Source organism: Flavobacterium sp. DSP2-3-1 (assembly GCF_049896865.1).
In the GTDB taxonomy this organism is placed as follows: domain Bacteria; phylum Bacteroidota; class Bacteroidia; order Flavobacteriales; family Flavobacteriaceae; genus Flavobacterium.
In genome coordinates, this window is record NZ_JAFCVD010000001.1 from 269,299 (window position 1) to 291,936 (window position 22,638).

The following is a 22,638-nucleotide window of genomic DNA, read 5'->3' on the forward strand; positions in this document are numbered from 1 at the left end:
ACGGAAAATGATAGTCTTTTATTTCAGGATTTGGTATGCAAGTAATGCTACGACATAAGCAAACCCAGTCATAAAGATTAATTGTCCGGCCGGCCATTTCCATGAATTGGTTTCTTTTTTAGTAACCGCAAGTGTACTGGCACATTGCATGGCAAAAGCATAAAACAACAACAGCGATATCCCGGATGCAAAGTTGAAAATCTTTTCACCAGTAACCGGATTGACTTCGGCAGCCATTTTGTTTTTGATGGTAACTTCATTGTCGCTTCCGCCAACGCTGTATATCGTGGCTAATGTTCCCACAAAAACTTCTCTGGCCGCAAAGGAACTGATAATGGCAATGCCTATTTTCCAGTCGTAGCCCAGAGGCGAAATGGCGGGTTCAATGGCTTTTCCCATAATTCCAATATAGGAGTTTTCCAGTTTTTGCGAAGCGACAGCGTTTTCAAATTCGGATTCAGTCAACGGATTTTGCAGGGTGTTTTCAGTAACAATTTTTTCCGCGTTATTAAATTTTTCTCCAGGGCCATAAGAGGCTAAAAACCACAACACAATAGAAATGGCCAAAATGATTTTTCCGGCTCCAAAAATAAACGCTTTTGTTTTTTCGATCACATTGATTCCCACGTTCTTGAAAAGCGGTAATTTATAATTGGGCATTTCTACGACAAAGTATGTTTTTCCTTTAATTTTCAAGATTTTATTTAAAATATAAGCTGAAAAAATTGCCATTCCAAAACCCAAAAGATACAACAGCATCAAGGTCATTCCTTGCATGTTCAGAAAACCAAAAACGCGATTATCCGGAATTACCAAAGCGATGATAATGGCATAAACCGGCAATCTAGCAGAACAAGTGGTGAATGGAGTTACGAGTATAGTAATTAATCTCTCTTTCCAGTTTTCTATGTTTCGAGTTGCCATAATCGCTGGAATGGCACAGGCTGTTCCAGAAATAAGCGGTACCACACTTTTGCCCGATAAACCAAATTTTCGCATGATTTTGTCCATCAAGAAAACTACACGACTCATGTAACCGCTTTCTTCAAGTATCGAAATAAACATAAATAGAAAGGCGATTTGTGGAATAAAGATTAAAATTCCTCCAATTCCCGGGATGATTCCCTGCGAAATTAAGTTGGTTAAAACTCCGGCGGGCAATTCTTCCGCAGCAAGCGTGCTCAAGGAAGCAAAAGAAGTATCGATGAAATCCATTGGAATTTTAGACCATTCAAAAATCGATTGGAAAATAACAAACAAAATAAGGAAGAAAATGACGTATCCCCAAACTTTGTGTGTCAGCACGCGATCCAATCTGCTGCGGTAATCTCTTGCAACGCTGGAATCGATTTTTAGTCCCACTTTCAAAACATCATTAATGAATTGATAGCGTTTTATGGTTTCTTTTTGTTGCAAACGTTTTAAATCAGAGTGCGATTTGGTAAACGAGCTTCGGATTTCATTTCGTTCTAAATTCAGGAAATTTACGTCTTGTGTAATAACCAGCCACAATTTATAAAGCAATTGATTCGGGAAGGCTTTACGCAAACTGTTGAAATAATCGGGATCAATTACGGAGGAATTCAGGCAAGGTTCGCTCGAAATGGTTCGGTAGCTTACAATCAACTTTTTCAATTCATCAATTCCATACCCTTTTCTGGAACTGATTAACGCAATCTTTGTTTTTAAGTGTGCTTCCAGATATGGAATATCCAATGTAATCCCTTTAAATTTCATTCTATCAGCCATATTGATGACTAAAATAGTAGGAATTTCTAAGTCTTTTATTTGGGTAAAAAGAAGTAAGTTTCGTTTTAAATTTTCCACGTCAGTGACAACTAAAGCCACGTCAGGGTATAATTTGTCGTTTTTGTTGAGTAATAATTCAATGACAACATTTTCATCAATTGAACTGGCATTCAGGCTATATGTTCCTGGCAGATCCAGAATATTCGCCTTTATATTATTGGGTAATTTGCAAAAACCTATCTTTTTTTCAACGGTAATCCCGGGATAATTCCCCACTTGTTGATTCAAACCCGTCAACTGATTAAAAACGGAAGTTTTGCCTACATTCGGATTTCCGATCAACGCGACATTGATGTTTTGCTTGCTTACCATAAGTTGGTTTTTATAATCTCAACCTCAATTTCTTTTGCGGTTTCCACCCTAATTGCTACGTGCGAACCATTTATATTCAAATACAAAGGATCTCCAAAAGGTGCAATTTGAAGTAATTCTACAAGATTGCCAGGTAAGCAACCCATCTCCAATAATTTTAATGGAACGGTATCGATGTCAAAGTCTTTTATAATGGCTTTTTCGCCTTTTTTGAGAGAATGTATCGTTGTTTGCAAAACTTATTTAGATTGAATTAAGATTGCAAAAATACACATTTTAATACAAACACAAATGATAATTATCACATTTATACGGTAATTAAAACAAATCGAGACAGCGGTTGTCTTTTGTGAAAACCTTTATTTGTAAAGCAGAAATCCGTCTTTATGCTTGTTATTTGCTGCTCAAAAAAGTGATGTCCTCAATTAATCGTTTCATGTCCTCTTTATTGGTTCCGTCATAAAAACCACGCACTCTTTTTTTGGTATCCACCAAAACAAAATTTTCGGTGTGAACCATATCGTAGAGTTCACTTGGTTTACCCAATTTTACAGCCAAATAGGATTTTCTGGCCATCGTGTAAATTTCTTTTTTATCTCCGGTTACTAAGTTCCATTTGTTGTCATCAACATGGTGTTTTTTAGCGTAAGCCTTCAAAACGGGAACACTGTCAATCTCTGGAAAAACGGTGAAGGAAAGCAATTTTACCTTTGGATTGTTGGCGAAAGCTTTTTGAATATCGGACAAATTGGTCGTCATCTTCGGACAAATGGAGCCGCAAGTGGTAAAGAAGAAATCAGCGACGTAAATTTTGCCTTCGTAATCTTTTTGGGTGATGGTTTTCCCATTTTGATTAATGAATGAAAAATCGGCAATCGTATGATATTTGCTTTTGTACTGAACGGTGCTGTCTACTAATTCTGGATTTACATCCGCGGGATTGAAAATGGGAAGTGTTTTTTTTGGCTTTAAAGCCGAATAAAATAAGGATAAAATAATTGCCGAAAGAACAATGAAAACTCCAAAAAAGAGACGGTATTTTTTAAAAAAATCTGACATGATGCTATTTTGATGCAAAAATACAAAAACGGGATTTGTTTTTAATTCAAATTAACACAATCTTATTTTAAGCAGATTCTTTCCAAATAAAGCGTGTAAATTAATTCTTTCATGATTAAACCTTTTAGAAATTTTGGTGTCAAAACTTTCGCATATATTTGATTTTAGTAGAAAATCAAAAAATTATTAATAGCTTTGTTTACATAACTAAAAAACAAAAAAAATGAAAAAAACCAGCAATAAGCAATTGCTTTTTGTGATTCCTGCAATTATGGGTTTTGCGGTGAGTCAAGCACAGAATGTTCCGGCAGCTAAAGAACCGGGAATCAATGTGAATTACATGGACAAAAACGTAAAACCAAGTAATGATTTCTTTCGCTATGTGAATGGAACTTGGTTGGACGATACGGCGATTCCAGCTGATAGAACCCGTTGGGGTAGTTTTGATGAATTGCGTCAAAAAACGGATGCTGATGCGTTAGCGATTTTAAAAGAAGCTACAACAAATCCAAGTTACAAATCTAATACAGATCAAGGCAAAGCGGTAAATTTATACAAGTCTATTCTTGATACCGTGGGAAGAAACAAGTTAGGTATTGCTCCGTTGAAACCGTATTTGAAAAAAATTGACGCGGTTAAAAACGCCAAAGATTTAGAAGCATTAATGATTGAGATGGAACCTATCGGTGGCATTGGATTTATGGGTGCTGGCGTGGGAACTGATGCGAAGAACAGCAGTAGAAACGTGATTAATCTAGGTCCTGGAGGCGTAGGTTTGCCGGACAGAGATTATTATGTTTCTGAGGATGCCGATTCTAAAGAGAAACGTGCGAAATATGTTTTACACGTTGCCAAAATGTTGCAATACCTTGGGGATAAACCAGCAGTGGCTAAAATGAATGCTGAAAAAATCCTGGCTCTTGAAATTGCAATGTCCAAACCAAGATTGGACAGAGTAGAACGCAGAGATCGCCGCAAGTCTTACAATCCAATGACATTGAGTGAATTGAGTAAATTAACTCCATCGATTAACTGGAATAATTATTTTACAAAAATTGGATTGGCAAAAGTAGATACCGTTATTGTATCGCAACCAAAATACATGACGGCGCTAGAAACTATTTTTAAAGAAAATAAAGTAGAAGACTGGAAAGCATACATGCGTTGGAGTTTATTGAACAGTGCTTCTAGCCAATTGTCAACTGAAATTGAAAACGCAAACTGGGAGTTTTACGGAAGAACATTGACGGGTGCAGTAAGCCAAAGACCACGTGACGAAAGAGCACTTCAAACGATCAACGGAGCGGTAGGAGAAGCTTTAGGAAAATTATATGTAGAGAAAAAATTTCCGGCTGCAGCCAAAGCTAAAGCGGAGAAGATGATCAAAAATATATTTTTAGCTTTCGAAAACAGAATCAATAATTTGTCTTGGATGTCAGCAGAAACAAAGGTAAGCGCGCTTGCTAAATTGCATAAATCAAGAATAAAAATTGGTTATCCAGACAAGTGGAAAGATTATTCGGCCTTGACGATTAAAAGTCCGGCAGAAGGCGGAACCTATTTTGAAAACGCTAAAAATATGTCTCAATGGCGTTTCAATGAGAATATTGCTGAGTTAAGTAAGCCAGTTGATAAAGAAAAATGGGGAATGTCACCGCAAACGGTAAATGCGTATTACAATCCTTCAAATAATGAAATTGTATTCCCGGCAGCTATTTTGCAACCGCCTTTTTACAATTACCAAGCAGATGAAGCGGTAAATTATGGTGGAATTGGTGGTGTTATTGGTCACGAAATTTCACATGGTTTTGATGATTCAGGATCTCGTTACAACGCTGACGGAAACTTAGTAGACTGGTGGACGGCTGAAGATTTGAAACAATTCTCAGCTTTAACAGGAGCACTTGCAGCGCAATACAGCGCTTTGCAACCTATTCCGGGAACTTTTGTAGATGGTAAATTTACTCTGGGTGAAAACATTGGAGATTTAGGTGGCGTTAATGCAGCTTATGATGGTTTACAATTGTATTTGAAAGAAAACGGAAATCCGGGATTAATTGACGGATATACTCCTGAACAACGTTTCTTTATTTCCTGGTCAACGATCTGGCGTTCAAAAATGCGTGATGAAGCCTTGAAAAACCAAGTAAAAACAGACCCGCATTCTCCAGGAATGTACCGTGCTTATGTTCCTTTGCAAAATATAGATACGTTCTACAAAGCGTTTGATATTAAAGCAAATGACGGAATGTATATTGCACCTGAAAAGCGAGTTAGAATCTGGTAATTTTCAAAATAAATAGAATTTCAAAAAGCCCATTCACTGTTGTGAATGGGCTTTTTAGTTGGTGTGAAATATATATGTTTAGAATACTTCTTATCTTTTGAGTTAGATGGTAAACTAGTTAAAGATACTATTACGGATGAATTCCATTTGGCTTTAAACGATTTTCTTAAAATTCACTTTAAAATAAAAAAAATTAAATAATCATCTACTTCAATCCATATTTAATATATTTATATATAGCTTTGGTGTGAAAGACAAAACCTATTAAAATAAATAATTAATAACATATGTATAATAGAAAAATCGTCCCCTCGATATCATTGTTTTGGATTTTGATTTTCTTTAGTGTTGCACAAGCACAAGAAAGAGTAATTATTGTTAATGCGGTAAAAAATCAAAACAATTCGGTTGAGATTTCTTATGAAAAATTCAAACCGGGTACTTATACAGTCTATCTAAAATTTAAAAATTTAGAAAACACATCATCAAGTGATATTGAGAAAATTGTAAAAGACAAATCTGGAACATTGTATACTTTACGTCCAAGGGATCCAAATAAAGGGATTGGATACAGTTATTCAGTCACTTATGTTCCCGGTAACTTCAAAGCTAAAGTTGACAGTACTTATTGTTATCTGCTGCCATTTAAAAATGCTAAGAATTATATAGTTTATGAGAGCAAGAATGTTTATGAAGTGTATTTTAACAAAAAAAAAGACATCGTGTTCAAGTCGTACGCTATTCGAGCCAAAAATCCTGATAGCATTTATGCCATGCGAAAAGGAATTGTTATTGAGGTTGCCAATAAACAGTCTAATAAAACTTACCAAGATGACTTAGTTTTTACCACTCAAAGAAGCAGCATACGTGTGGAACATGAAGATGGTACCTATGCAAACTACAATGGTTTTAAATCTAGCTCAATTAGTGTTAAAGAGGGTGATGCTGTTTATCCATCAAGCTTTTTAGGAGTCATTGATGAATTTAACAAAGAGTACTACCTTCTAAATTTTGACATCTACTATCCTGTCAAAGAAAAAAACAACAATGATCATAAATCAATGCTGTCACACAATTATTTAACTCCTTATTTTCACACCACAGAAGGTGACGTACAATTGGTTAACGGTGGGGAATATACCGCATTAGTCAAAGAAGAATTCATTTCAACCGAGATGTCCAAAAAAGAAATTAAAGCTTTTTCAAAGAGATAAATGCAATCGATGTTGTCGTATTTAAAAGAGTTAAACAATGCAATCCTAGTTGAGAAAACAACTTTTTATCATTTTTATAATTTACAAAATTTACTAATTATGCGAATATCCTTGTTTATAGTTTTGTCATTATTAGCCTCTTGTGCTCCTATTAAAATAAAAGAAATCCCCATGCCCGATGGTGACATTCAAGATATCAAAGGTCACGTAAAGGAAATAAAAGTCAAAAACATAAAAGGATCTTCTGTTATAGACCCAGAGACAATACCCTTCGGACTAATTTCAAACTGGAACAGAGAAGGTCATAAAATTGCACAAAAAGACCTTTATGCAAAAGATTATTTTGACGAAACTTTATTTTTTTATCAAAATGGATTAGTAATCAAATCAATTACAAAATCAAATACCAATAGCCCAGAATTAATGATGGAGCACAAGTATGATAAAAAGAGTAACGAAATAGAATATTTAGCCTTCTTTGACAAAAAGCTAGGTAGCAAGAGAGTAACACAATATGACAAAAGAGGAAATAGAATAGTAGTCGAACATTTTGATGGAAATGGAGAACTAAAATTTACAGAAAAAACAACTATCGACTACAAAAACAAATCTTTAATTACCTATTCATACAATAAACAAGGAGAACTTAAAGACGGTTATTTAAAATGTATTTTTGATAAAAACGGAAATAGAATCAAATCAGAATTAGAATTTAAGAAGACTAAATACCATTCAGTTACAATTAATGAATATGACAAGCGAAATAACTTATTAAAAACTTATTCTTTGCCTAAAACACCGAAGAATACTCTTGTAGAATACAAATATTCCTTCGATAAGATTGGAAACATAATTAAACAAGAAAAATTTGAAAATAGTGTTTTGGTTAATACAGTGTTGATCGACATTGTTTATTGGTAACAAGCTTTTACCTTAGCTCATAAATATAAAAGTTAACTCTGGTAATAAACTAAATAGTATAATGTAGAAAATCCCAAGTGAAAGCCTGGGATTTTTTTTGTTTTATTAATTAAGTATTTTTAATTATCATTTTTCTTAAAAAGAATAACTACCTGTTATTTATTTTTTAAAAAGAATTTTTTCTTTTCCGTTTGTATATTCGACAGTCAAAATGGGCTCGAAAAATCCTTGCTTATTTTGCTTTTTGACATATTTTATGGAGTCTGATGTGAAATCGACTCTCTTAACTATTGTTTTTACTACACAGGTGATAAGACCTTTTTCTTTATCTACTATCATATGGCCTAAACTCAATATGCTATCATCCTTATAATAAATGCAGGCGCAGATAGATTGTTCTGTGTTTCCTTTTTTGTAAAAAAGTGAATATCCTTTTTCATTTACTTCGTAATGATTAAAATTTTTATAGTAGGTTTCATATTTAAACTTTCCAATTTTAATTTTTTCTACCTTTTCAGTCTCCTGACAATAAAGGAAGGTAGTACATAAAATAGCGATGAATAGAATTGTTCTTTTTGTTAATGTCCTAATCGTTATATTTAATTTAAAATCCAAATTCTTATTGATTTCACTCCGTCTTTGGGAGATGTATTTGCACCTCCAGTTACATATCCGTTCTCAATTAAATCAGCATGTCTCGTTTAGACGTCACCCGATGAAGTACATTCTGGATGAAAACTAAATCACAAACAATTAAGAATTAATTCCCCTGTTTATAATACCATAGAGAATATAAAAAACGATCAAGCCCACAAAAAAAATCCAATCTTTAAAAAAATATTGTCTTCCTGTTTTTTTGATTAGATAGACGATTGACATTACTATTAAGTTAATCATCGTCATAATTGCAAAATAAGCCGGAAAAAGAAGCGCTAATGCATCTTGATAGATTATACCCCAGTAGCTAAAAGATAAAAGAGAAGCAATTAGTAGAATATAATTGAACCAACTCAGATAAATAAATTTGTCTTTTTGAATATCTGATAAAATAAAGAATGAATATAGTGAAACTATGAAAATAAAAAACAATATAGTTTCAAATGCCATTAGATAGCCCTTAATATCATGACCAAGTAGTCTGTTTTCGTGCAGTAAAAATAAAATCAAAGTCAAACAACCAAATATTAAAAATGTATTTTTTAAACGATTTATATATTTTTCCATGATCAAATTTCTAATTACAGCCTAAATTATTTATCGATACCTCTCCTCTTAAAACTTGGCGAACTTTTGTCCAATCTGGTCTATAAATTTTATTTTGAGAGGTTGTAGGCACTACGAAATTACCTCCGTTATTTTGTACAAAGTTAAATATTTTTGTCTTTAAACTATTCCACAATATATCAGGTTTAGCAAAAGGACTTCCTAAAATTATGTTGCCGTTTTCAGCAATAGTTGAGTCAAACCCATCAGTCATTCTATCCACTCCACGAGTGTAGAAAGTAAAGGTGCCGTTTGAATTTTCTATTAAGCCAAACTCTGTATTTCCACTTACAGAATATACTCCTGAACAACGTTTCTTCATTTCCTGGTCGACTATCTGGCGTTCAAAAATGCGTGATGAAGCCTTGAAAAATCAAGTAAAAACAGACCCGCATTCTCCAGGAATGTACCGCGCTTATGTTCCTTTGCAAAATATAGATACGTTCTACAAAGCGTTTGATATCAAAGCAAATGATGGCATGTACATTGCACCTGAAAAGCGTGTAAGAATCTGGTAATTTATTTTTAAAATTTATAAAAATCCCATTCGTTCAGTCGAATGGGATTTTTGTTTTATATAATTTCGCTACTATTTCTCCTTCCTTTCCTCAACGAATAATTTACCATATACAATCCAAACAGCGTAACTCCGCCACCAATGGCAATGGCTGCATTAAGGACTTCACCAAAAATCACAGCGCCTAAAATCACGGCTATAATTGGATTGATATACGCATAAACACTGCTTATTTCAGCAGGAAGGTTTTGGAGCGCATAGATAAAGGCAATGAAAGTCAGTACAGAACCAAAAACAACTAAATAAGCAATCGACCACCACGAAATTGCAGGAATAGCATTTAGACTTACAGAAGTTCCTGTGGCTCCATTGTACGCAAAAAGTAAAATACTGGATATAAACATTTGCAGCCCTAAACTAAAATACGGATTAAAGCTCGCCGCCTTTTTCTTTGTATATAAGGTGCCAAATGCCCAAGTTAATGTCGCTATTAAAGACAGTACAATCCCAAATCTAAAATCAGAAATCATAAAATCACTTAAATGATCGTAAAAAATAACACAGACGCCGCCAAAACTGATAATTAAACCAATAACCGTGAGTCTAGCCAATCGTTCTCCTCTAAAAAAAGTAATGATTACAATCCATAAAGGAACAATAGCGCCAATGATTGCTCCCAGTCCGCTGCTGATGTATTTTATGCCCCAAGTGCTTAATCCGTTGCTCAAAACAAAATTGAGGATGCTTAAAATAATAATGGTTTTCCATTGTTTACCTTTCGGCCAAGGTGTTTTTTTGAACAAGAAAAAGGAGATATACAACAGTCCGCCAATGAATTGTCTAATGGCAGCAAGTTGTAACGCCGGCATGTGTTTTACACCTTCTTTTGAAGCAATCCAAGTAGTTCCCCAAAAAAAACTGACCCAGCATAAAGCCAAAATAGGCAATCCAATAGCATTTACTTTCGACGAAAAAGCATTTTTAATTTTAGTTTTCACGTTATAAATTTGGTTTCGTAAAAGTATACTTTAAAACGGTTTCTATTTTAGTACTCAAGATTGTTTTTCCAATTGATGGATTGTTATGATTAAATTTTGGCAAAGCCACATCTAAATCCAGCGCTTTTTGACTGTAATACATTTCTCGTGAAGGATGAGATGGAGCGACCGCATTGAAAGTTTCATTCCAAGCATCATTTTCTATAATTTTTAGAATTATACCAATGCAATCTTCCTGATGAATTAAATTAATCGGAGCGTCCGGATTATCCAAATTTTCACGCCCAGCCAGAAAATGTATTGGATGACGGTCGTCGCCAATTAAGCCTCCAAAACGCAATGCCGTCGTTTTGAAATTGCTATTGCTCAGCAAAAGCAGTTCTGTTGCCAACAATTGTTTACCGCTTTCAGTATCCGGTTTCGGAATTGTTTCTTCAGTTACCGATGCATCATCATCATTATAAACTGATGTCGAACTGATGAAAAGCACTTTTCTAACAGATGATTTTTCTATGAATGGAATCACATTTCTAATCTTGGAAACAAAATTTTCTGGACCTGAACCGCGAAGTTTCGGTGGAACATCGATGATTAAAATTTCAGAATTTTCCAGAAAATTCGTTAGGTTCTCAGTTGTTTTATTTTCTGAAAGCACAATTAAAAAAGGGGCAATTCCTGTATTTTTCAATACGTCTAATTTTTCTGCAGATGTCGTCGAGCCATTTACTAAATAATCGTTTTTCAATAAGGCTTTCGCCAAAGGCAGACCCAACCAACCACAACCCAGAATACTAATTTTTTTCATTTTTATTTTTTGTAGCCAATTTGTTTGCGGTCTTTTTGTATGTTGTCTTTCTCGTCTTTTTTGATGAGGTAATTCAAAGCTTCATATACATTACTGAATTTCTTATCGTATTTTGTTTCTATTTCAAGCAATTTTTCGTTGAATTCCTTGTGTTCCAATGCATATTTACGAATAATGACAAAAGTACGCATGATAGCAATATTTACATGTATTGCTACATCCGAATTTAAAATGCCACTAAGCATTGCTATTCCTTGTTCGGTGAAAGCAAAAGGATTGTATTTTCTATATTTACCTCTGCCGCTATTCTCTAAGGTCACAATTTGTGACCTTAGAGAAAGATATTCTTCGTCAGATAACTGGAACATAAAATCAGTAGGAAATCGTCGTATATTTCTTTTTACGGCTTGATTTAGGACTTTGGTTTCTACTTCATAAAGTGCAGCAAGGTCAAAATCAAGTATCACTTTTTGTTCCCGAACATCATGTATTTTAGATTGTAATGTATGTATCTGCATATAATTTGTAGTGAGTTCGTTTTTTATGGTTTTTTTAAACTGTCTTTCACAACGCTTAAACTATCTTTTATAATAGAATTTGAAACAGCAGCTTCCAAAGCATTCACAACAGATACAGGTCTTGGCTTTATTTTTTGTCTAATGACCACAGCATCATTTAAAACAAAAGGCGTTGGCATCATCCAGTTTTCTCTTTTTGTTATTTGAAATAAAGGGTTTGTCATTAAATCAAAAGAGCTTTCCATCAGTTCCATGTCTAAAACTGTTGAGGCATTTATGCTGAACTGCATTTCTAAAGGTGCGTTTCCAACAACATAATAACTCAATATTTTCTTTCCTTTTCGTTGGTAAAGCGAATTTTTCTGGCCTAATGTGGTCACGCCATTGGCTTTGAAATTATGAATAGCCATTTTTTCATTTGCAAAAATATCATAGCGATTTACGTTTCGATTCGGAGAAATTTTAATTTTAAAAAATCTTTGATTGCCCACGATTCTGTCTTCCAGAAATTCTATACTTGGTTTCAGAATGTCTTTTTTGGGCGCTTCGGAAGCATAGGTAAAACCAGAATTGTATTTGCTGAACAATGGTATTTCGTTCAGAGCGGTTGCGTTTTTCGGGTTTTCACCCAAATAGCCTTTGGTCCAGGAGTCAAGATTGGTGTCATACGTTGCCCAATTGGCTTGATCCGTATCGGCATTGTACACATATAGCAAACTGTTTGATTTGGCTTTTCCATATTCGTAACCTGATTCGGAGTGTGCTTTTGCAAAAAAGCCAATGGCAAAAACTAAAAACACTAAAGACCAAATTCCTTTTTTGGCGAAAGCCCCAAAAACGGGTAACAATAGAGCAAAGATCAAAACAGTAAGAACAGCACTTCCAAAAAGCACTTTTAATCCCAAACCAACAGGAAACATTTGGATGAAAGGCGCTATGATGATCAAAGCAGGAATGCTTAAAAAAAGATTTAATGTTTTATTTGATTTTTGAGTAACAATGAAAATACCAAAAATAATCAGACCAAAGTACACTGGGATAATCAAAAATCCGGCGCCTTGTAAACTAAAAGCAAGGGCTCCATTTATCAAAATCCAAATAAATAATGGCGCTACGTAATGATTGATGGTTACTTTTCGTTCTGAAAATAAATGATAAAACAGCATGCTTATCGCCAAAGCCAAAAGTACAAATGCGGCAATGTAAGCGTGTCCGTTATACGTAAATCCGTTGAGTAAATCATTGTATTGCGGATACACTTTTAGCAATGCTTTCCAGCCAAAGAACGTAATTAATCCAGTACTAATTATCGAACCGAAAAACGGAATAAATCCTTTTATAATTACGCGCAACGATAAAATACGCTTGGCTTTTCCTAAAAATATCAGGAAAATAAATAGCGCCAGCGCGATTATGACCATTGGTAAAACCCAGCTAAAAGGATAGCTTATAAAAGTATACGGAATGGTAAAGTAGACATAATCTTCGCTTGCTTGTGTCGTGTTTAAGTTGGTATTTGAAAAATAATTTAACAACGGCATCAAATAAGAACCTTGATGTGCCAGTGTATTTTTGTTCAAGTGATGGATATCGTCCTGAGCAGTATGATAATTAAAATGGTCATCGATAAAAGCAAAATTATAGCCTTGAATATTGCCTTGTTCCCTAAAAACAGTCAAATCGGTATCATTGGGCAACATTTTATAAATGCTGTACATCAAGGAATTTGAAACTGGAAAAGTCGCTTTTGCGGCAGCGAACTCTTTCACTAATCCAGCATTTCCTTTGTTGGTTTCCATCAGCATGTAGCTGGGTCCGGAAGAACCACGTGCTTCAAAATTGAGGACCAAACCTATTTCTTTTGCCCATTGATGTTTCGTTACAAAAAGTGCAGCGCCGTTTAATCCTAATTCTTCCGCATCTGAAAACAGAATAATAATGTCATTTTTATGCGAAGTTTTATTGTATAAAAAAGCACGAATACTCTCCAGAATTGTCGCTACACCAGAACCCGCATCGCTCGCCCCTTTCGAGTAGGAATGTGGCGCGCTGTCATAATGAGAAAGCAATAGTAAGGCCTTCGAACTATTGGAACCTTTTATTCGGGCTAATATATTTTTTGACTGCACCAGATTTCCCCAATCACTCAAGGTATATCCTTGCTGGACGGAAGTTTCCAGTCCTAAGTTATTAAGCTCTTTCACGAGATAATCAGCGACTACTTCATGTTCTTTGGAACCTACATAATGCGGTTTTTTTGCAATAGCTTCTACTTGGGTCAAAGCTCTTTTGGTCGAAAACTCAGCAAGGGAACTTTCTTCATTAGAAGTCCAATGTGGCATCATGGTTAAGTAAATCAATCCTAGAGTTCCTAGGATAAATAAACCGGCAAAAATGGAGGAATAATCTTTTTTCATTTTTAGTTAGGTAGATTTGGGGGGGAGATCTGGTGTTAAATATCTTTTTTGACTATCATATAAAAATCATTGTCCAAAAGCATATACCCTTGGTCATATAGGAAATAGTAGGTATTTCCAGTTTTGGTTTGTAAAATATTGGTAAAAAATTCAAAATCGAAACCTTTGCTTAGGAGTTTTGTCCGTGTGGTTTTTGATTTTCCGTCAGTATTAATTTCAGATAAAATGCGATAATTTTTGCGCAACTTGTTGTTGATGTTGCGCATAAAATTAGTACTGTCTTTGTTTATTTTATTATTGAAAGCGTTACGACAGCCGTCGCTACAAAACTTTTTGTCTTCACGGCCTACAATTTTTTCTTCGCATTCTAAGCAGGTTTTATTCATGGATTGATTTTTTTGATGTCGTATAAGTCAGTTCTACGATCTTTTAGAATTCGAACACTTCCGTGCTCGTGAAGTTCTTTCAGTAAATCTAAATCTACATCGACAATCAGTGTCATCTCCGTATTTGGAGTTGCTTCAGCTTTGATTCCGTTACTTGGAAAGGCAAAATCAGAAGGCGTAAATACTGCGGATTGCGCATATTGAATGTCCATGTTGTTCACCTTTGGGAGATTACCCACACAGCCAGCTATGGCAACATAACATTCATTTTCAATCGCTCTGGCCTGCGCGCAATGTTTGACTCTGGTGTAGGCATTTTGAGTATCAGTCAAGAACGGAACGAATAAAATGTTCATTCCTTCATCCGCCATTAATCGGGATAATTCAGGGAATTCAACATCATAACAAATCATGATGCCTATTTTTCCGCAATCAGTATCAAAAGTCTTAATTTGTGATCCGCCTGTCATTCCCCAATGCTGTACTTCGTTTGGAGTGACGTGAATTTTAGCATACATTTCAGAAGTCCCGTCTCTTTTACAAAGAAAACCAACATTGTATAACGTACCATTTTCCAGGTAAGGCATGCTTCCCGTGATGATGTTGATATTATAAGAAATGGCTAATTCCTGAAAGCGTTTGCGAACAGGTTCTGCATGTTTGGCTAATTCGCGTATGGCTTCCGCTTCCGATAAATGGTTGTAATCCGCCATCAATGGAGCCGTGAACAATTCCGGAAATAAGGCGAAATCGCTTCCGTAACCAGAAACAACATCTACAAAAAATTCACATTGTTCGAATAAAGCTTCTAGATTATTCAATTGACGCATTTGCCATTGAACGAGTCCCAATCGGATTACGCTTTTTGCGAGGTTTATCAGTTTTGGACTTTCGTCGTAATAAATGTTATTCCATTCCAGCAAAACGGCAAATTCTTTAGAATCTGAGTCGCCTTCCAAGTAATTCTTAAGTACTCGGATCACGTGAAAATCGTTACTCAACTGAAAAGAAAGAACAGGGTCATGCAATTCTTTCCTTTTTACTTTTTCGATATAATTTTTAGGAGTGAGTGTTCCTGCATGTTGTCCGTAGTTTGGAATCCTGCCGGCAAAAACAATTGCTTTCAAATTCAATTGTTCACACAATTCTTTTCGGGCGTCGTATAATCGTCTTCCAAGGCGTAGTCCTCTGTAATTTGGATGAATAAAAACATCTATTCCGTATAAAACATCTCCTTTTGGGTTATGAGTAGAGAAGGTGTATTTTCCGGTTATGTCCGAATAATTATGGTTTTTATCTACTAAACTTTCGTCAACAATTAGAGACAAAGCAGAACCAACTACTTTTCCATCTACCAAAATTACCAGTTGACCTTCGGGAAAAAGGCTTAATAATTTTTCAATATGATGTTCTCTCCAGTAAGAACCTACCATTTCCTTGTACGATTCTACCATAGAGTTTTTTAACTCTTTATAGTCATCAAATTTCAGATTTCGTAACTCTACTTTGTTTATTTTGGTTTGCATAAAAATTTTATTTTATCAAATATATATAAATTTTCCCATTTACAAACGTTTACAAATAGTTACAACCGAAAGTAAGTAGTTAGCAACCGAATACTTTTTGACAGTAAGCGCATCTTTGCAGTGTTGATTTGAAAGAACAATTCAACAAATAACTTATATACACTAATATTTAAATTTTACACGCCATGAGTACATTAAGAAACAAAGTACAGTTAATTGGACACGTTGGGAATGATCCGGAAATCAAATCATTTGACGGAGGAAAAAAGTTGGCCAATTTTACATTAGCAACTAATGAAAGCTACAAAAACGAAAAAGGAGAAAAAGTAGAGGAAACCCAATGGCACAAATTAGTGGCTTGGGGGAAAACGGCAGAAATTATAGAAAAGTATGTTACCAAAGGAAAAGAAATTGCTATCGAAGGAAAACTAACCCACAGAAGTTACGACGATAAAAATGGCGAAAAAAGATATGTCACCGAAGTAGTGGTTAATGAGGTAATGCTTTTAGGAAAATAAAATCAGTTCCCGATAGTAAGTCCCGGTTTGCAGCTAAATTTTACTGCAAACCGGGACTTTTTTTTAACAAAAATTGAACGCTTTTATTGGTTCATTAATTCCTGAAAACAATCCACAAATTGTCCGAGATGAAAACCATCCATCAATCCGTGATGAACATGAACTGACATTGCCATGGTTTTTTTGCCGTTGTCAGCAATTTTCATTTTTCCAAACGAAATTTTAGGACAACTATCCGGAAAAGTATAACTTCTTGCGTGGGATAAAGAGGTAAAATCTAACCACGGAATCGCCGAAAAGTGAATGACATTATCATCGTCAAATGATCGGGTAAAGAGTCCGGTTGTAGTTTGAATACGTTCGATTTCGTTAGAAGTGTTTGTTGCAAAAACCGAAAAATCAGAATTGTATTCAATCAATGAAAAACCAAACGTCCCGTCTTCCCGACCAATAGTCGCTGAAGCATTTACTTGGTCACAAACATATATATTGTTGTCTGAAATTCGATAGCGAAACGATTCAATCGTATTCACTGCGATCAATGTATTATGTAAATAGTAACTGAAAAAGGAAGCTTTCAATGCTTTTGCAGTTGTGTAGGCTTTGGTACAATCAATTTCGACAGTGGCGCCAAAAAAGGGTTCTTCAAATTGTCTGAAAAAATGGAAGTGTTCTTTTCTTGACCAATTTTCTATATCTAAAAGGGTTCTCAAAATGGGATAATTTTATTTATTTTTCAAAAGTACTGCTAATGTTTTGAATCATAAATCCGTTTTTTTGGAATTTTTGTTTTAAGGAACTGAGCAAATGTTTTTCAAATCGAAACAAAAAGACATAAAAAAACCCTAAAAGAAATTTCTTTTAGGGTTTTTATAGAATATGGAGAAATAATTATTTTACTCTGAAAGTAACTCTTCTAACTAATTTTCTTGCAGCGTCTGAATCTTTATCAACTGAAGTGTCTTCACCAGCAGCAACAACATTCAATCTTGACGCGTCAACATTAGCTTTTATCAAAGTATTTTTTACATTATTTGCTCTTGCAGCAGATAATTTATCATTGTATTCTGATCTACCTAATTCGTCAGCGTGACCAATAATGTCAACTGTAGCAGTAGGATTGTTTCTTAAATATGTCAAGATAAAATCTGTACCTTCTGTAGAAACATTTGTTGGAGTAGACTTATTGTAATCAAAATAAACAGCAACATAACCACCGTTGATTAAACTTTTGATCAAATCGTTATTGTAGATAACAGAACCGTCACCAGTATTTCCAGCATAATTTTTCAAGATGTATGCTTCAGTATCGTCAGCAACATTGTTGCTGTTCTTATCAATTGATCTACCTTTTGTATCCACCATTGCACCTGCAGGAGTATTAGCTTCTTCATCTAAATAATCAGCTACACCATCTTTATCTGTGTCTAACATTTTATTTTCAATAGCCATAAATCTTTGGTCAATTGCGTCGAATCTACCTTCATTGTCAATCACCCAGTCAGCATGTTTTTCGTTTTTACCTAAGTAAACTGTTAAACCCACAGTACCGTTAAAAAGAATTCCTGAAAATCCTCTTGCGCTACGAGTACTTGCAGCATCAAAAGCAGCATCTTGAGCAGCATTAAGGATAGTTGTGAAATCTCCTGTCAAAGCAATTCTATTTGATAGTTTGATTTGACCTGTTATACCAGCAATGAAGTTACCCATTCTGTCTTTCAATGCAGAATTTTGATCTTCTAATTGCGCTAAACCAAAACCAGCATGACCGATTAAACCAAGTGTATTGGTCCAAGTTTCAAAGTTCATGATTCTTCCTAAGTTAGCAACGGCTTGTAAGTCTGCTCTGTAATATTTAGTGTCGAAATCAATTGAATTGTTTTTTCCTTCAAAACTGTTCATTCCAAGATCAGCTTTCAAACCAAATTTGTTATTAAACATATATCTAACTCCAAGATCAGCCACGAAAGGACTTGGCGTAGAAGTAAAATAACCAGCAGTCATTGGTCGTTGTGTTTTGTTAACACCACCTGCAATTTCAATAGACCATTTATTATAGTCGTTTTCAGTACTTTTTACAGTTTCTGTCTGAGCACTCATTGTAGTAATCGCTGAAGCAAAAACTAACGTAAGTATAATTTTTTTCATTTTGGGAAAATTTTAATTTTCGGCAAATTTACTACACAAAATCGTTAGATTTACGAAAAAGAGTAAATTATATAAGAATTTGTTGTAATTTTATACAAATAGGGTTCAAAAAGAGTTTTTATTGAATTATTTGCAAGATCAGAAGAATTTTTTTTTTAAAATCTAAAAATTTTTATGGCGAATTAGAATACAATCCTGCTTTTTAATCGTTCGTCAGAATTTCAAATGTCTGATTAACAGGCACTTATTTTTTTGTTTTTGATAGCAGATTTAGTGTTTTATAATTGTCTTAAAACCTCCGTGATTTTTTCGAAAGCACTGAAGTTTTCATGCTCCACTTTATGGTCAATTTTTTCGTGTGCCCAAGTTGTATGAAACGGAATATGAACGGCGTGTCCGCCAATGGCCAAAACTGGTAAAACATCAGATTTCAAGGAATTTCCAATCATTAAAAATTCTTCCGGTTGTATTTCCAATCGTTTTATTAAATCGGAATAATCAATTTGTTGCTTGTCTGACATCACTTCGATGTGGTGAAAGTAATGACCCAAACCCGAATTGTGTAATTTTCTTCGCTGGTCTAATAAATCGCCTTTGGTGGCAACCACTAATTTATAATTTCCGTGTAAAGCTGCTAAAGTTTCCTCGACGCCTTCTAATAAAACAATCGGTTTTTCGAGTAATTCTTTTCCGTATTGAATGATTTTTTCGATGATTTCAATAGGAATGGTATTATTTGAAATATTCATGGCTGCTTCAATCATCGAGAGAATGTAGCCTTTTATTCCGTATCCGTACAATTTTAAATTATCAATTTCTACTTTAAATAATTCTTTGGAAATCCCTTGATGGGACAGATAATCTTCCATTAAACCACAGAATTTCTGCTCGGTTTCATCAAAATACGTTTCGTTGATCCATAAGGTGTCATCAGCGTCGAAAGCTATTATTTTTAGATTCATGGTGTGTTATGTTTTTTGGGTATAATTACAAAAGTTACTTCTGAATTATAATTTCAATTAGTTTAGTTGTAAAATTTGTCTTCTTTCCACTTTTCAGGATTGGTTTCTATATAATTTTGTATTCTCTCAAATGATTCGGAATCACGAATAATATGGTCATGAAAACGTGCTTGCCATTCAAAATCAGCATGGATAAAATGTGCATTTTTGGTTATCACCGATTTGTAGGAACGAATTATGGTGGAAATCGTTCCTCGTTTAGGAGAAATTTTTGACATTGATTCATTTATTATTACAATATCTGTATTATCTGTAGAGACGTTGCAATGTAACGTTTCCACAACGGTATTTGATTCAACAACATTTTTTTTGTCAATTATCAATATTCCATGAATGTGATTCGGCATAATGACATAATTTCCCAATTCAACAAATGGGAAATGTTTGGGGATTTCTGCCCAAAATTGATCCGTCAATTTTCCGATTTCATTCAACTGCATTTCATTTTCATCATTGCCCAAAACGATTTCGCCAAAAAAATGTTCCCGGTTTGAAGTACAAATCGTTATAAAATAGGCACCGTTATTTCCATAATCCCAATTTTTCAATCGGGCAGAGGGGATGCGGTATTTATTTTGGAATTTGGTATTCATATTATTTTCGTTCGTATTTATCAGATAGAGACGTTGCATTGCAACGACTGCCGTCTCCTGTATGTTGATGATAACGAATATAATAATTTTTTATATAATTTCTGAATGGTTCTTGGTTAAAACAGTAGAGACGTTGCAATGCAACGTCTCTACGTAATCGTGGATATATAAATGTTTAATTTATCATCTCCCCATTCGCAACTCCATCGGTATCTGGATTTACAAACACTAATTTTCCTTCGGTATTAGTTGTCATCAAAATCATTCCCTGACTTTCTACGCCACGAAGGTTTCTTGGAGCCAAATTCACTAAAACAGTGACTTTTTTCCCTACAATATCTTCTGGTTTGAAACTCTCCGCAATTCCAGAAACGATGGTACGCACGTCAATTCCGGTATCTATTTTCAAAATCAAAAGTTTGTTCGCTTTCGGCATTTTTTCGGCTTCCAGAATCGTTCCTGTACGGATGTCCATTTTGGCGAAATCCTCAAATTGAATCGCTTCTTTCTGTGGTTCTGCTACTTTATTCTCTGCCTTGTTGGCTGTTTTAGTCGCTTCTAGTTTGTCTATTTGTTTTTGAATTTCCTCGTCTTCAATTTTGGCAAATAATAATTCCGCCTCGCCAATTTGGTGTCCCGCTTGAATCAAATCAGAAGTTTGAGCAATAGTGTTCCAGTTCAATGGACTTTCTATTTTCAGAATTCTTGATAATTTTTTGGCTGTAAATGGCAAGAATGGCTCGCAAAGTGAACTTAACGCAGCCGCAATTTGCAACGCCACATACATTTGCGTTTGCACGCGCTCCGGATTGTCTTTAATGACTTTCCAAGGCTCTTCGTCGGCCAAATATTTATTTCCCAAACGGGCCACATTCATCAATTCGCTCAACGCTTCACGGAATCTGTAACGTTCCAGAGAGCTTGAAATCACAGCGGGATACGCTTTTAATTCAGCGAGAGTTTGTTCATCAACTTCTGATAGCACATTTGGTTGCGGAACAATTCCGTTGTAATACTTATTGGTTAAAACCACGACACGATTAATGAAATTCCCGTAAATCGCTACTAACTCATTATTATTTCTCGCCTGAAAATCTTTCCAGGTAAAATCATTATCTTTCGTTTCCGGTGCATTTGAGGTCAACGCATAACGCAAAACATCTTGCTGATTTGGGAATTCTTCCAAATATTCGTGAAGCCAAACCGCCCAATTTTTAGACGTCGACAATTTATTTCCTTCTAAATTCAAGAACTCATTAGCAGGCACATTGTCCGGTAAAATATAACTTCCCTCAGCTTTCAACATCGCCGGGAAAATTATGCAATGGAAAACAATATTATCTTTCCCAATAAAGTGAACCAGTTTTGTATCCCGATCTTTCCAGTACGGTTCCCAATCTTTTCCTTCGCGAAAAGCCCATTCTTTGGTAGAAGAAATATAGCCAATTGGCGCATCGAACCATACGTATAATTTTTTACCTTCAGCACCTTCAACAGGAACGTCAATTCCCCAATCGAGGTCACGAGTAACCGCGCGAGGTTCTAATCCGCCGTCAATCCATGATTTTACTTGCCCGTAAACATTCGGTTTCCAATCGTTTTTATGTCCAACGAGAATCCATTCTTTCAGGAAATCTTCATAACGGTCCAAAGGCAAAAACCAGTGTTTCGTTGATTTCATAATCGGAGTTTCTCCCGTAATGGTCGATTTTGGATTTATCAAATCCGTAGCGTTCAAAGTCGAACCACATTTTTCGCATTGATCGCCGTAGGCTTCTTCGTTACCACATTTTGGGCAAGTTCCCACCACAAAACGATCTGCTAAGAATTGGTCTGCTTTCGCATCATACAATTGCTCGGTTACTTCTTCAATAAAATCACCTTGTTCATACAATTTTCTAAAAAATTCCGAAGCCGTATCATGATGGATTTTGGCCGAAGTTCTTGAATAATTATCAAACGAAATTCCAAAATCAGAGAACGATTTACGGATAATTCCATCATATTTATCGATTACTTCCTGTGGCGTAATGCCTTCTTTTTTAGCTTTCATCGAAATTGCCACGCCGTGTTCGTCACTTCCGCAAACAAACAAAACGTCTCTTCCCTGCAATCTTAAATATCTGGAATAGATGTCCGAAGGCACGTAAACACCCGCCAAATGGCCAATGTGAATCGGTCCGTTCGTATAAGGCAATGCAGCTGTAATCGTATATCTTTTTGGATTCTGTATCATAAAATTATTTTTAGATTCTGAAATTAATTCAGAACGAGCTGCAAAAATAAGCAATAGAATTTTTATTTGGAGCTATTTCCCGCTATCCG

Annotated in this window: 21 protein-coding genes and 1 pseudogene; 5 read left to right on the top strand and 17 right to left on the bottom strand. The window is 35.0% G+C overall.

The genetic code is table 11. The features are described from left to right. Window positions 1–18: 18 nt before the first annotated feature. The 3 genes from feoB to ACP7AT_RS01300 form a co-directional block, all read right to left on the bottom strand. On the bottom strand, window positions 19–2,121 hold the full coding sequence (gene feoB, locus ACP7AT_RS01290) for a ferrous iron transport protein B (RefSeq protein WP_426062557.1): 2,103 nt from the start codon (window positions 2,119–2,121) through the stop codon (window positions 19–21). Further along, window positions 2,115–2,357 (bottom strand): FeoA family protein, encoded by a 243-nt coding sequence (locus ACP7AT_RS01295; RefSeq protein WP_426062558.1) that lies wholly within the window; start codon window positions 2,355–2,357, stop codon window positions 2,115–2,117. The genes feoB and ACP7AT_RS01295 overlap by 7 nt, the downstream gene beginning before the upstream one ends. Window positions 2,358–2,514: 157 nt before the next feature. Further along, complete coding sequence (locus tag ACP7AT_RS01300; RefSeq protein ID WP_426062559.1) at window positions 2,515–3,180, bottom strand: SCO family protein; 666 nt, start codon at window positions 3,178–3,180, stop codon at window positions 2,515–2,517. A gap of 223 nt (window positions 3,181–3,403) precedes the next feature. On the opposite strand from ACP7AT_RS01300, the gene ACP7AT_RS01305 reads away from it, so the two are divergent. The 3 genes from ACP7AT_RS01305 (at window position 3,404) to ACP7AT_RS01315 (ending at window position 7,602) form a co-directional block, all read left to right on the top strand. After that, a complete protein-coding gene (locus ACP7AT_RS01305) occupies window positions 3,404–5,467 on the top strand; it encodes a M13 family metallopeptidase (protein WP_426062560.1) in 2,064 nt (687 codons plus the stop codon). Window positions 5,468–5,754: 287 nt separating this feature from the next. Next, a complete protein-coding gene (locus ACP7AT_RS01310; RefSeq protein WP_426062561.1) occupies window positions 5,755–6,681 on the top strand; it encodes a hypothetical protein in 927 nt (308 codons plus the stop codon). Window positions 6,682–6,780: 99 nt separating this feature from the next. Continuing rightward, window positions 6,781–7,602: a hypothetical protein gene (locus ACP7AT_RS01315; protein WP_426062562.1), complete on the top strand. Its 822-nt coding sequence runs from the start codon at window positions 6,781–6,783 to the stop codon at window positions 7,600–7,602. Window positions 7,603–7,761: 159 nt separating this feature from the next. Here ACP7AT_RS01315 and ACP7AT_RS01320 read toward each other — a convergent pair whose 3' ends face one another. The 3 genes from ACP7AT_RS01320 to ACP7AT_RS01330 form a co-directional block, all read right to left on the bottom strand. Then, window positions 7,762–8,217 (bottom strand): hypothetical protein, encoded by a 456-nt coding sequence (locus ACP7AT_RS01320; protein ID WP_426062563.1) that lies wholly within the window; start codon window positions 8,215–8,217, stop codon window positions 7,762–7,764. Between the two features lie 138 nt (window positions 8,218–8,355). Then, complete coding sequence (locus ACP7AT_RS01325) at window positions 8,356–8,826, bottom strand: hypothetical protein (protein WP_426062564.1); 471 nt, start codon at window positions 8,824–8,826, stop codon at window positions 8,356–8,358. A gap of 10 nt (window positions 8,827–8,836) precedes the next feature. Beyond that, window positions 8,837–9,187 carry a hypothetical protein gene (locus ACP7AT_RS01330; RefSeq protein ID WP_426062751.1) on the bottom strand — a complete coding sequence of 117 codons (351 nt, stop codon included), beginning with the start codon at window positions 9,185–9,187 and terminating at the stop codon, window positions 8,837–8,839. Here ACP7AT_RS01330 and ACP7AT_RS01335 point away from each other — a divergent pair. Further along, window positions 9,162–9,383: pseudogene (locus ACP7AT_RS01335) on the top strand (M13-type metalloendopeptidase); the annotation flags it as partial. The gene ACP7AT_RS01330 and the pseudogene ACP7AT_RS01335 sit on opposite strands and share 26 nt — an antisense overlap. A 55-nt stretch (window positions 9,384–9,438) precedes the next feature. Here the strand turns inward: ACP7AT_RS01335 and ACP7AT_RS01340 are convergent. The 6 genes from ACP7AT_RS01340 to ACP7AT_RS01365 form a co-directional block, all read right to left on the bottom strand. Beyond that, window positions 9,439–10,380, bottom strand: a complete 942-nt coding sequence (locus ACP7AT_RS01340; protein ID WP_426062565.1) for a DMT family transporter — start codon at window positions 10,378–10,380, stop codon at window positions 9,439–9,441. 1 nt (window position 10,381) lies between these two features. Beyond that, window positions 10,382–11,185, bottom strand: a complete 804-nt coding sequence (locus ACP7AT_RS01345) for an NAD(P)H-binding protein (protein ID WP_426062566.1) — start codon at window positions 11,183–11,185, stop codon at window positions 10,382–10,384. Between the two features lie 2 nt (window positions 11,186–11,187). After that, on the bottom strand, window positions 11,188–11,703 hold the full coding sequence (locus tag ACP7AT_RS01350) for an ORF6N domain-containing protein (RefSeq protein ID WP_426062567.1): 516 nt from the start codon (window positions 11,701–11,703) through the stop codon (window positions 11,188–11,190). A gap of 23 nt (window positions 11,704–11,726) precedes the next feature. Continuing rightward, window positions 11,727–14,048, bottom strand: a complete 2,322-nt coding sequence (locus tag ACP7AT_RS01355) for a M28 family peptidase (protein WP_426062745.1) — start codon at window positions 14,046–14,048, stop codon at window positions 11,727–11,729. A 107-nt stretch (window positions 14,049–14,155) separates the two neighbouring features. Next, on the bottom strand, window positions 14,156–14,506 hold the full coding sequence (locus tag ACP7AT_RS01360; RefSeq protein WP_426062568.1) for a hypothetical protein: 351 nt from the start codon (window positions 14,504–14,506) through the stop codon (window positions 14,156–14,158). Beyond that, the gene (locus ACP7AT_RS01365) at window positions 14,503–16,032 is read right to left on the bottom strand and encodes a GNAT family N-acetyltransferase (RefSeq protein WP_426062569.1); all 1,530 of its coding nucleotides are present in this window, start codon (window positions 16,030–16,032) and stop codon (window positions 14,503–14,505) included. The genes ACP7AT_RS01360 and ACP7AT_RS01365 overlap by 4 nt, the downstream gene beginning before the upstream one ends. Before the next feature lie 185 nt (window positions 16,033–16,217). On the opposite strand from ACP7AT_RS01365, the gene ACP7AT_RS01370 reads away from it, so the two are divergent. Further along, a complete protein-coding gene (locus tag ACP7AT_RS01370) occupies window positions 16,218–16,550 on the top strand; it encodes a single-stranded DNA-binding protein (protein ID WP_426062570.1) in 333 nt (110 codons plus the stop codon). Window positions 16,551–16,633: 83 nt separating this feature from the next. On the opposite strand, the gene ACP7AT_RS01375 is transcribed toward ACP7AT_RS01370, so the two are convergent. The 5 genes from ACP7AT_RS01375 to metG all read right to left on the bottom strand — a co-directional run bounded on the left by ACP7AT_RS01375 (window position 16,634) and on the right by metG (window position 22,549). Beyond that, window positions 16,634–17,263, bottom strand: coding sequence for a CatA-like O-acetyltransferase (locus tag ACP7AT_RS01375; protein WP_426062571.1), 630 nt, complete (start codon window positions 17,261–17,263; stop codon window positions 16,634–16,636). A 178-nt stretch (window positions 17,264–17,441) separates the two neighbouring features. Next, complete coding sequence (locus ACP7AT_RS01380) at window positions 17,442–18,698, bottom strand: OmpA family protein (RefSeq protein WP_426062572.1); 1,257 nt, start codon at window positions 18,696–18,698, stop codon at window positions 17,442–17,444. A gap of 278 nt (window positions 18,699–18,976) precedes the next feature. Further along, window positions 18,977–19,660: an HAD family hydrolase gene (locus ACP7AT_RS01385; RefSeq protein ID WP_426062573.1), complete on the bottom strand. Its 684-nt coding sequence runs from the start codon at window positions 19,658–19,660 to the stop codon at window positions 18,977–18,979. 62 nt (window positions 19,661–19,722) lie between these two features. After that, window positions 19,723–20,313 carry a transposase gene (locus tag ACP7AT_RS01390; protein WP_426062574.1) on the bottom strand — a complete coding sequence of 197 codons (591 nt, stop codon included), beginning with the start codon at window positions 20,311–20,313 and terminating at the stop codon, window positions 19,723–19,725. Window positions 20,314–20,488: 175 nt separating this feature from the next. After that, window positions 20,489–22,549, bottom strand: coding sequence for a methionine--tRNA ligase (gene metG / locus ACP7AT_RS01395; protein WP_426062575.1), 2,061 nt, complete (start codon window positions 22,547–22,549; stop codon window positions 20,489–20,491). Between the last annotated feature and the right edge of the window lie 89 nt (window positions 22,550–22,638).

Coding starts and splice junctions, on each gene's coding strand:
- feoB (WP_426062557.1), bottom strand. CDS start 2,121: ATGGTAAGCAAGCAAAACATCAATGTCGCGTTGATCGGAAATCCGAAT.
- ACP7AT_RS01300 (WP_426062559.1), bottom strand. CDS start 3,180: ATGTCAGATTTTTTTAAAAAATACCGTCTCTTTTTTGGAGTTTTCATT.
- ACP7AT_RS01305 (WP_426062560.1), top strand. CDS start 3,404: ATGAAAAAAACCAGCAATAAGCAATTGCTTTTTGTGATTCCTGCAATT.
- ACP7AT_RS01310 (WP_426062561.1), top strand. CDS start 5,755: ATGTATAATAGAAAAATCGTCCCCTCGATATCATTGTTTTGGATTTTG.
- ACP7AT_RS01315 (WP_426062562.1), top strand. CDS start 6,781: ATGCGAATATCCTTGTTTATAGTTTTGTCATTATTAGCCTCTTGTGCT.
- ACP7AT_RS01325 (WP_426062564.1), bottom strand. CDS start 8,826: ATGGAAAAATATATAAATCGTTTAAAAAATACATTTTTAATATTTGGT.
- ACP7AT_RS01330 (WP_426062751.1), bottom strand. CDS start 9,187: ATGAAGAAACGTTGTTCAGGAGTATATTCTGTAAGTGGAAATACAGAG.
- ACP7AT_RS01345 (WP_426062566.1), bottom strand. CDS start 11,185: ATGAAAAAAATTAGTATTCTGGGTTGTGGTTGGTTGGGTCTGCCTTTG.
- ACP7AT_RS01350 (WP_426062567.1), bottom strand. CDS start 11,703: ATGCAGATACATACATTACAATCTAAAATACATGATGTTCGGGAACAA.
- ACP7AT_RS01355 (WP_426062745.1), bottom strand. CDS start 14,048: ATGATGCCACATTGGACTTCTAATGAAGAAAGTTCCCTTGCTGAGTTT.
- ACP7AT_RS01360 (WP_426062568.1), bottom strand. CDS start 14,506: ATGAATAAAACCTGCTTAGAATGCGAAGAAAAAATTGTAGGCCGTGAA.
- ACP7AT_RS01365 (WP_426062569.1), bottom strand. CDS start 16,032: ATGCAAACCAAAATAAACAAAGTAGAGTTACGAAATCTGAAATTTGAT.
- ACP7AT_RS01370 (WP_426062570.1), top strand. CDS start 16,218: ATGAGTACATTAAGAAACAAAGTACAGTTAATTGGACACGTTGGGAAT.
- ACP7AT_RS01380 (WP_426062572.1), bottom strand. CDS start 18,698: ATGAAAAAAATTATACTTACGTTAGTTTTTGCTTCAGCGATTACTACA.
- ACP7AT_RS01385 (WP_426062573.1), bottom strand. CDS start 19,660: ATGAATCTAAAAATAATAGCTTTCGACGCTGATGACACCTTATGGATC.
- ACP7AT_RS01390 (WP_426062574.1), bottom strand. CDS start 20,313: ATGAATACCAAATTCCAAAATAAATACCGCATCCCCTCTGCCCGATTG.
- metG (WP_426062575.1), bottom strand. CDS start 22,549: ATGATACAGAATCCAAAAAGATATACGATTACAGCTGCATTGCCTTAT.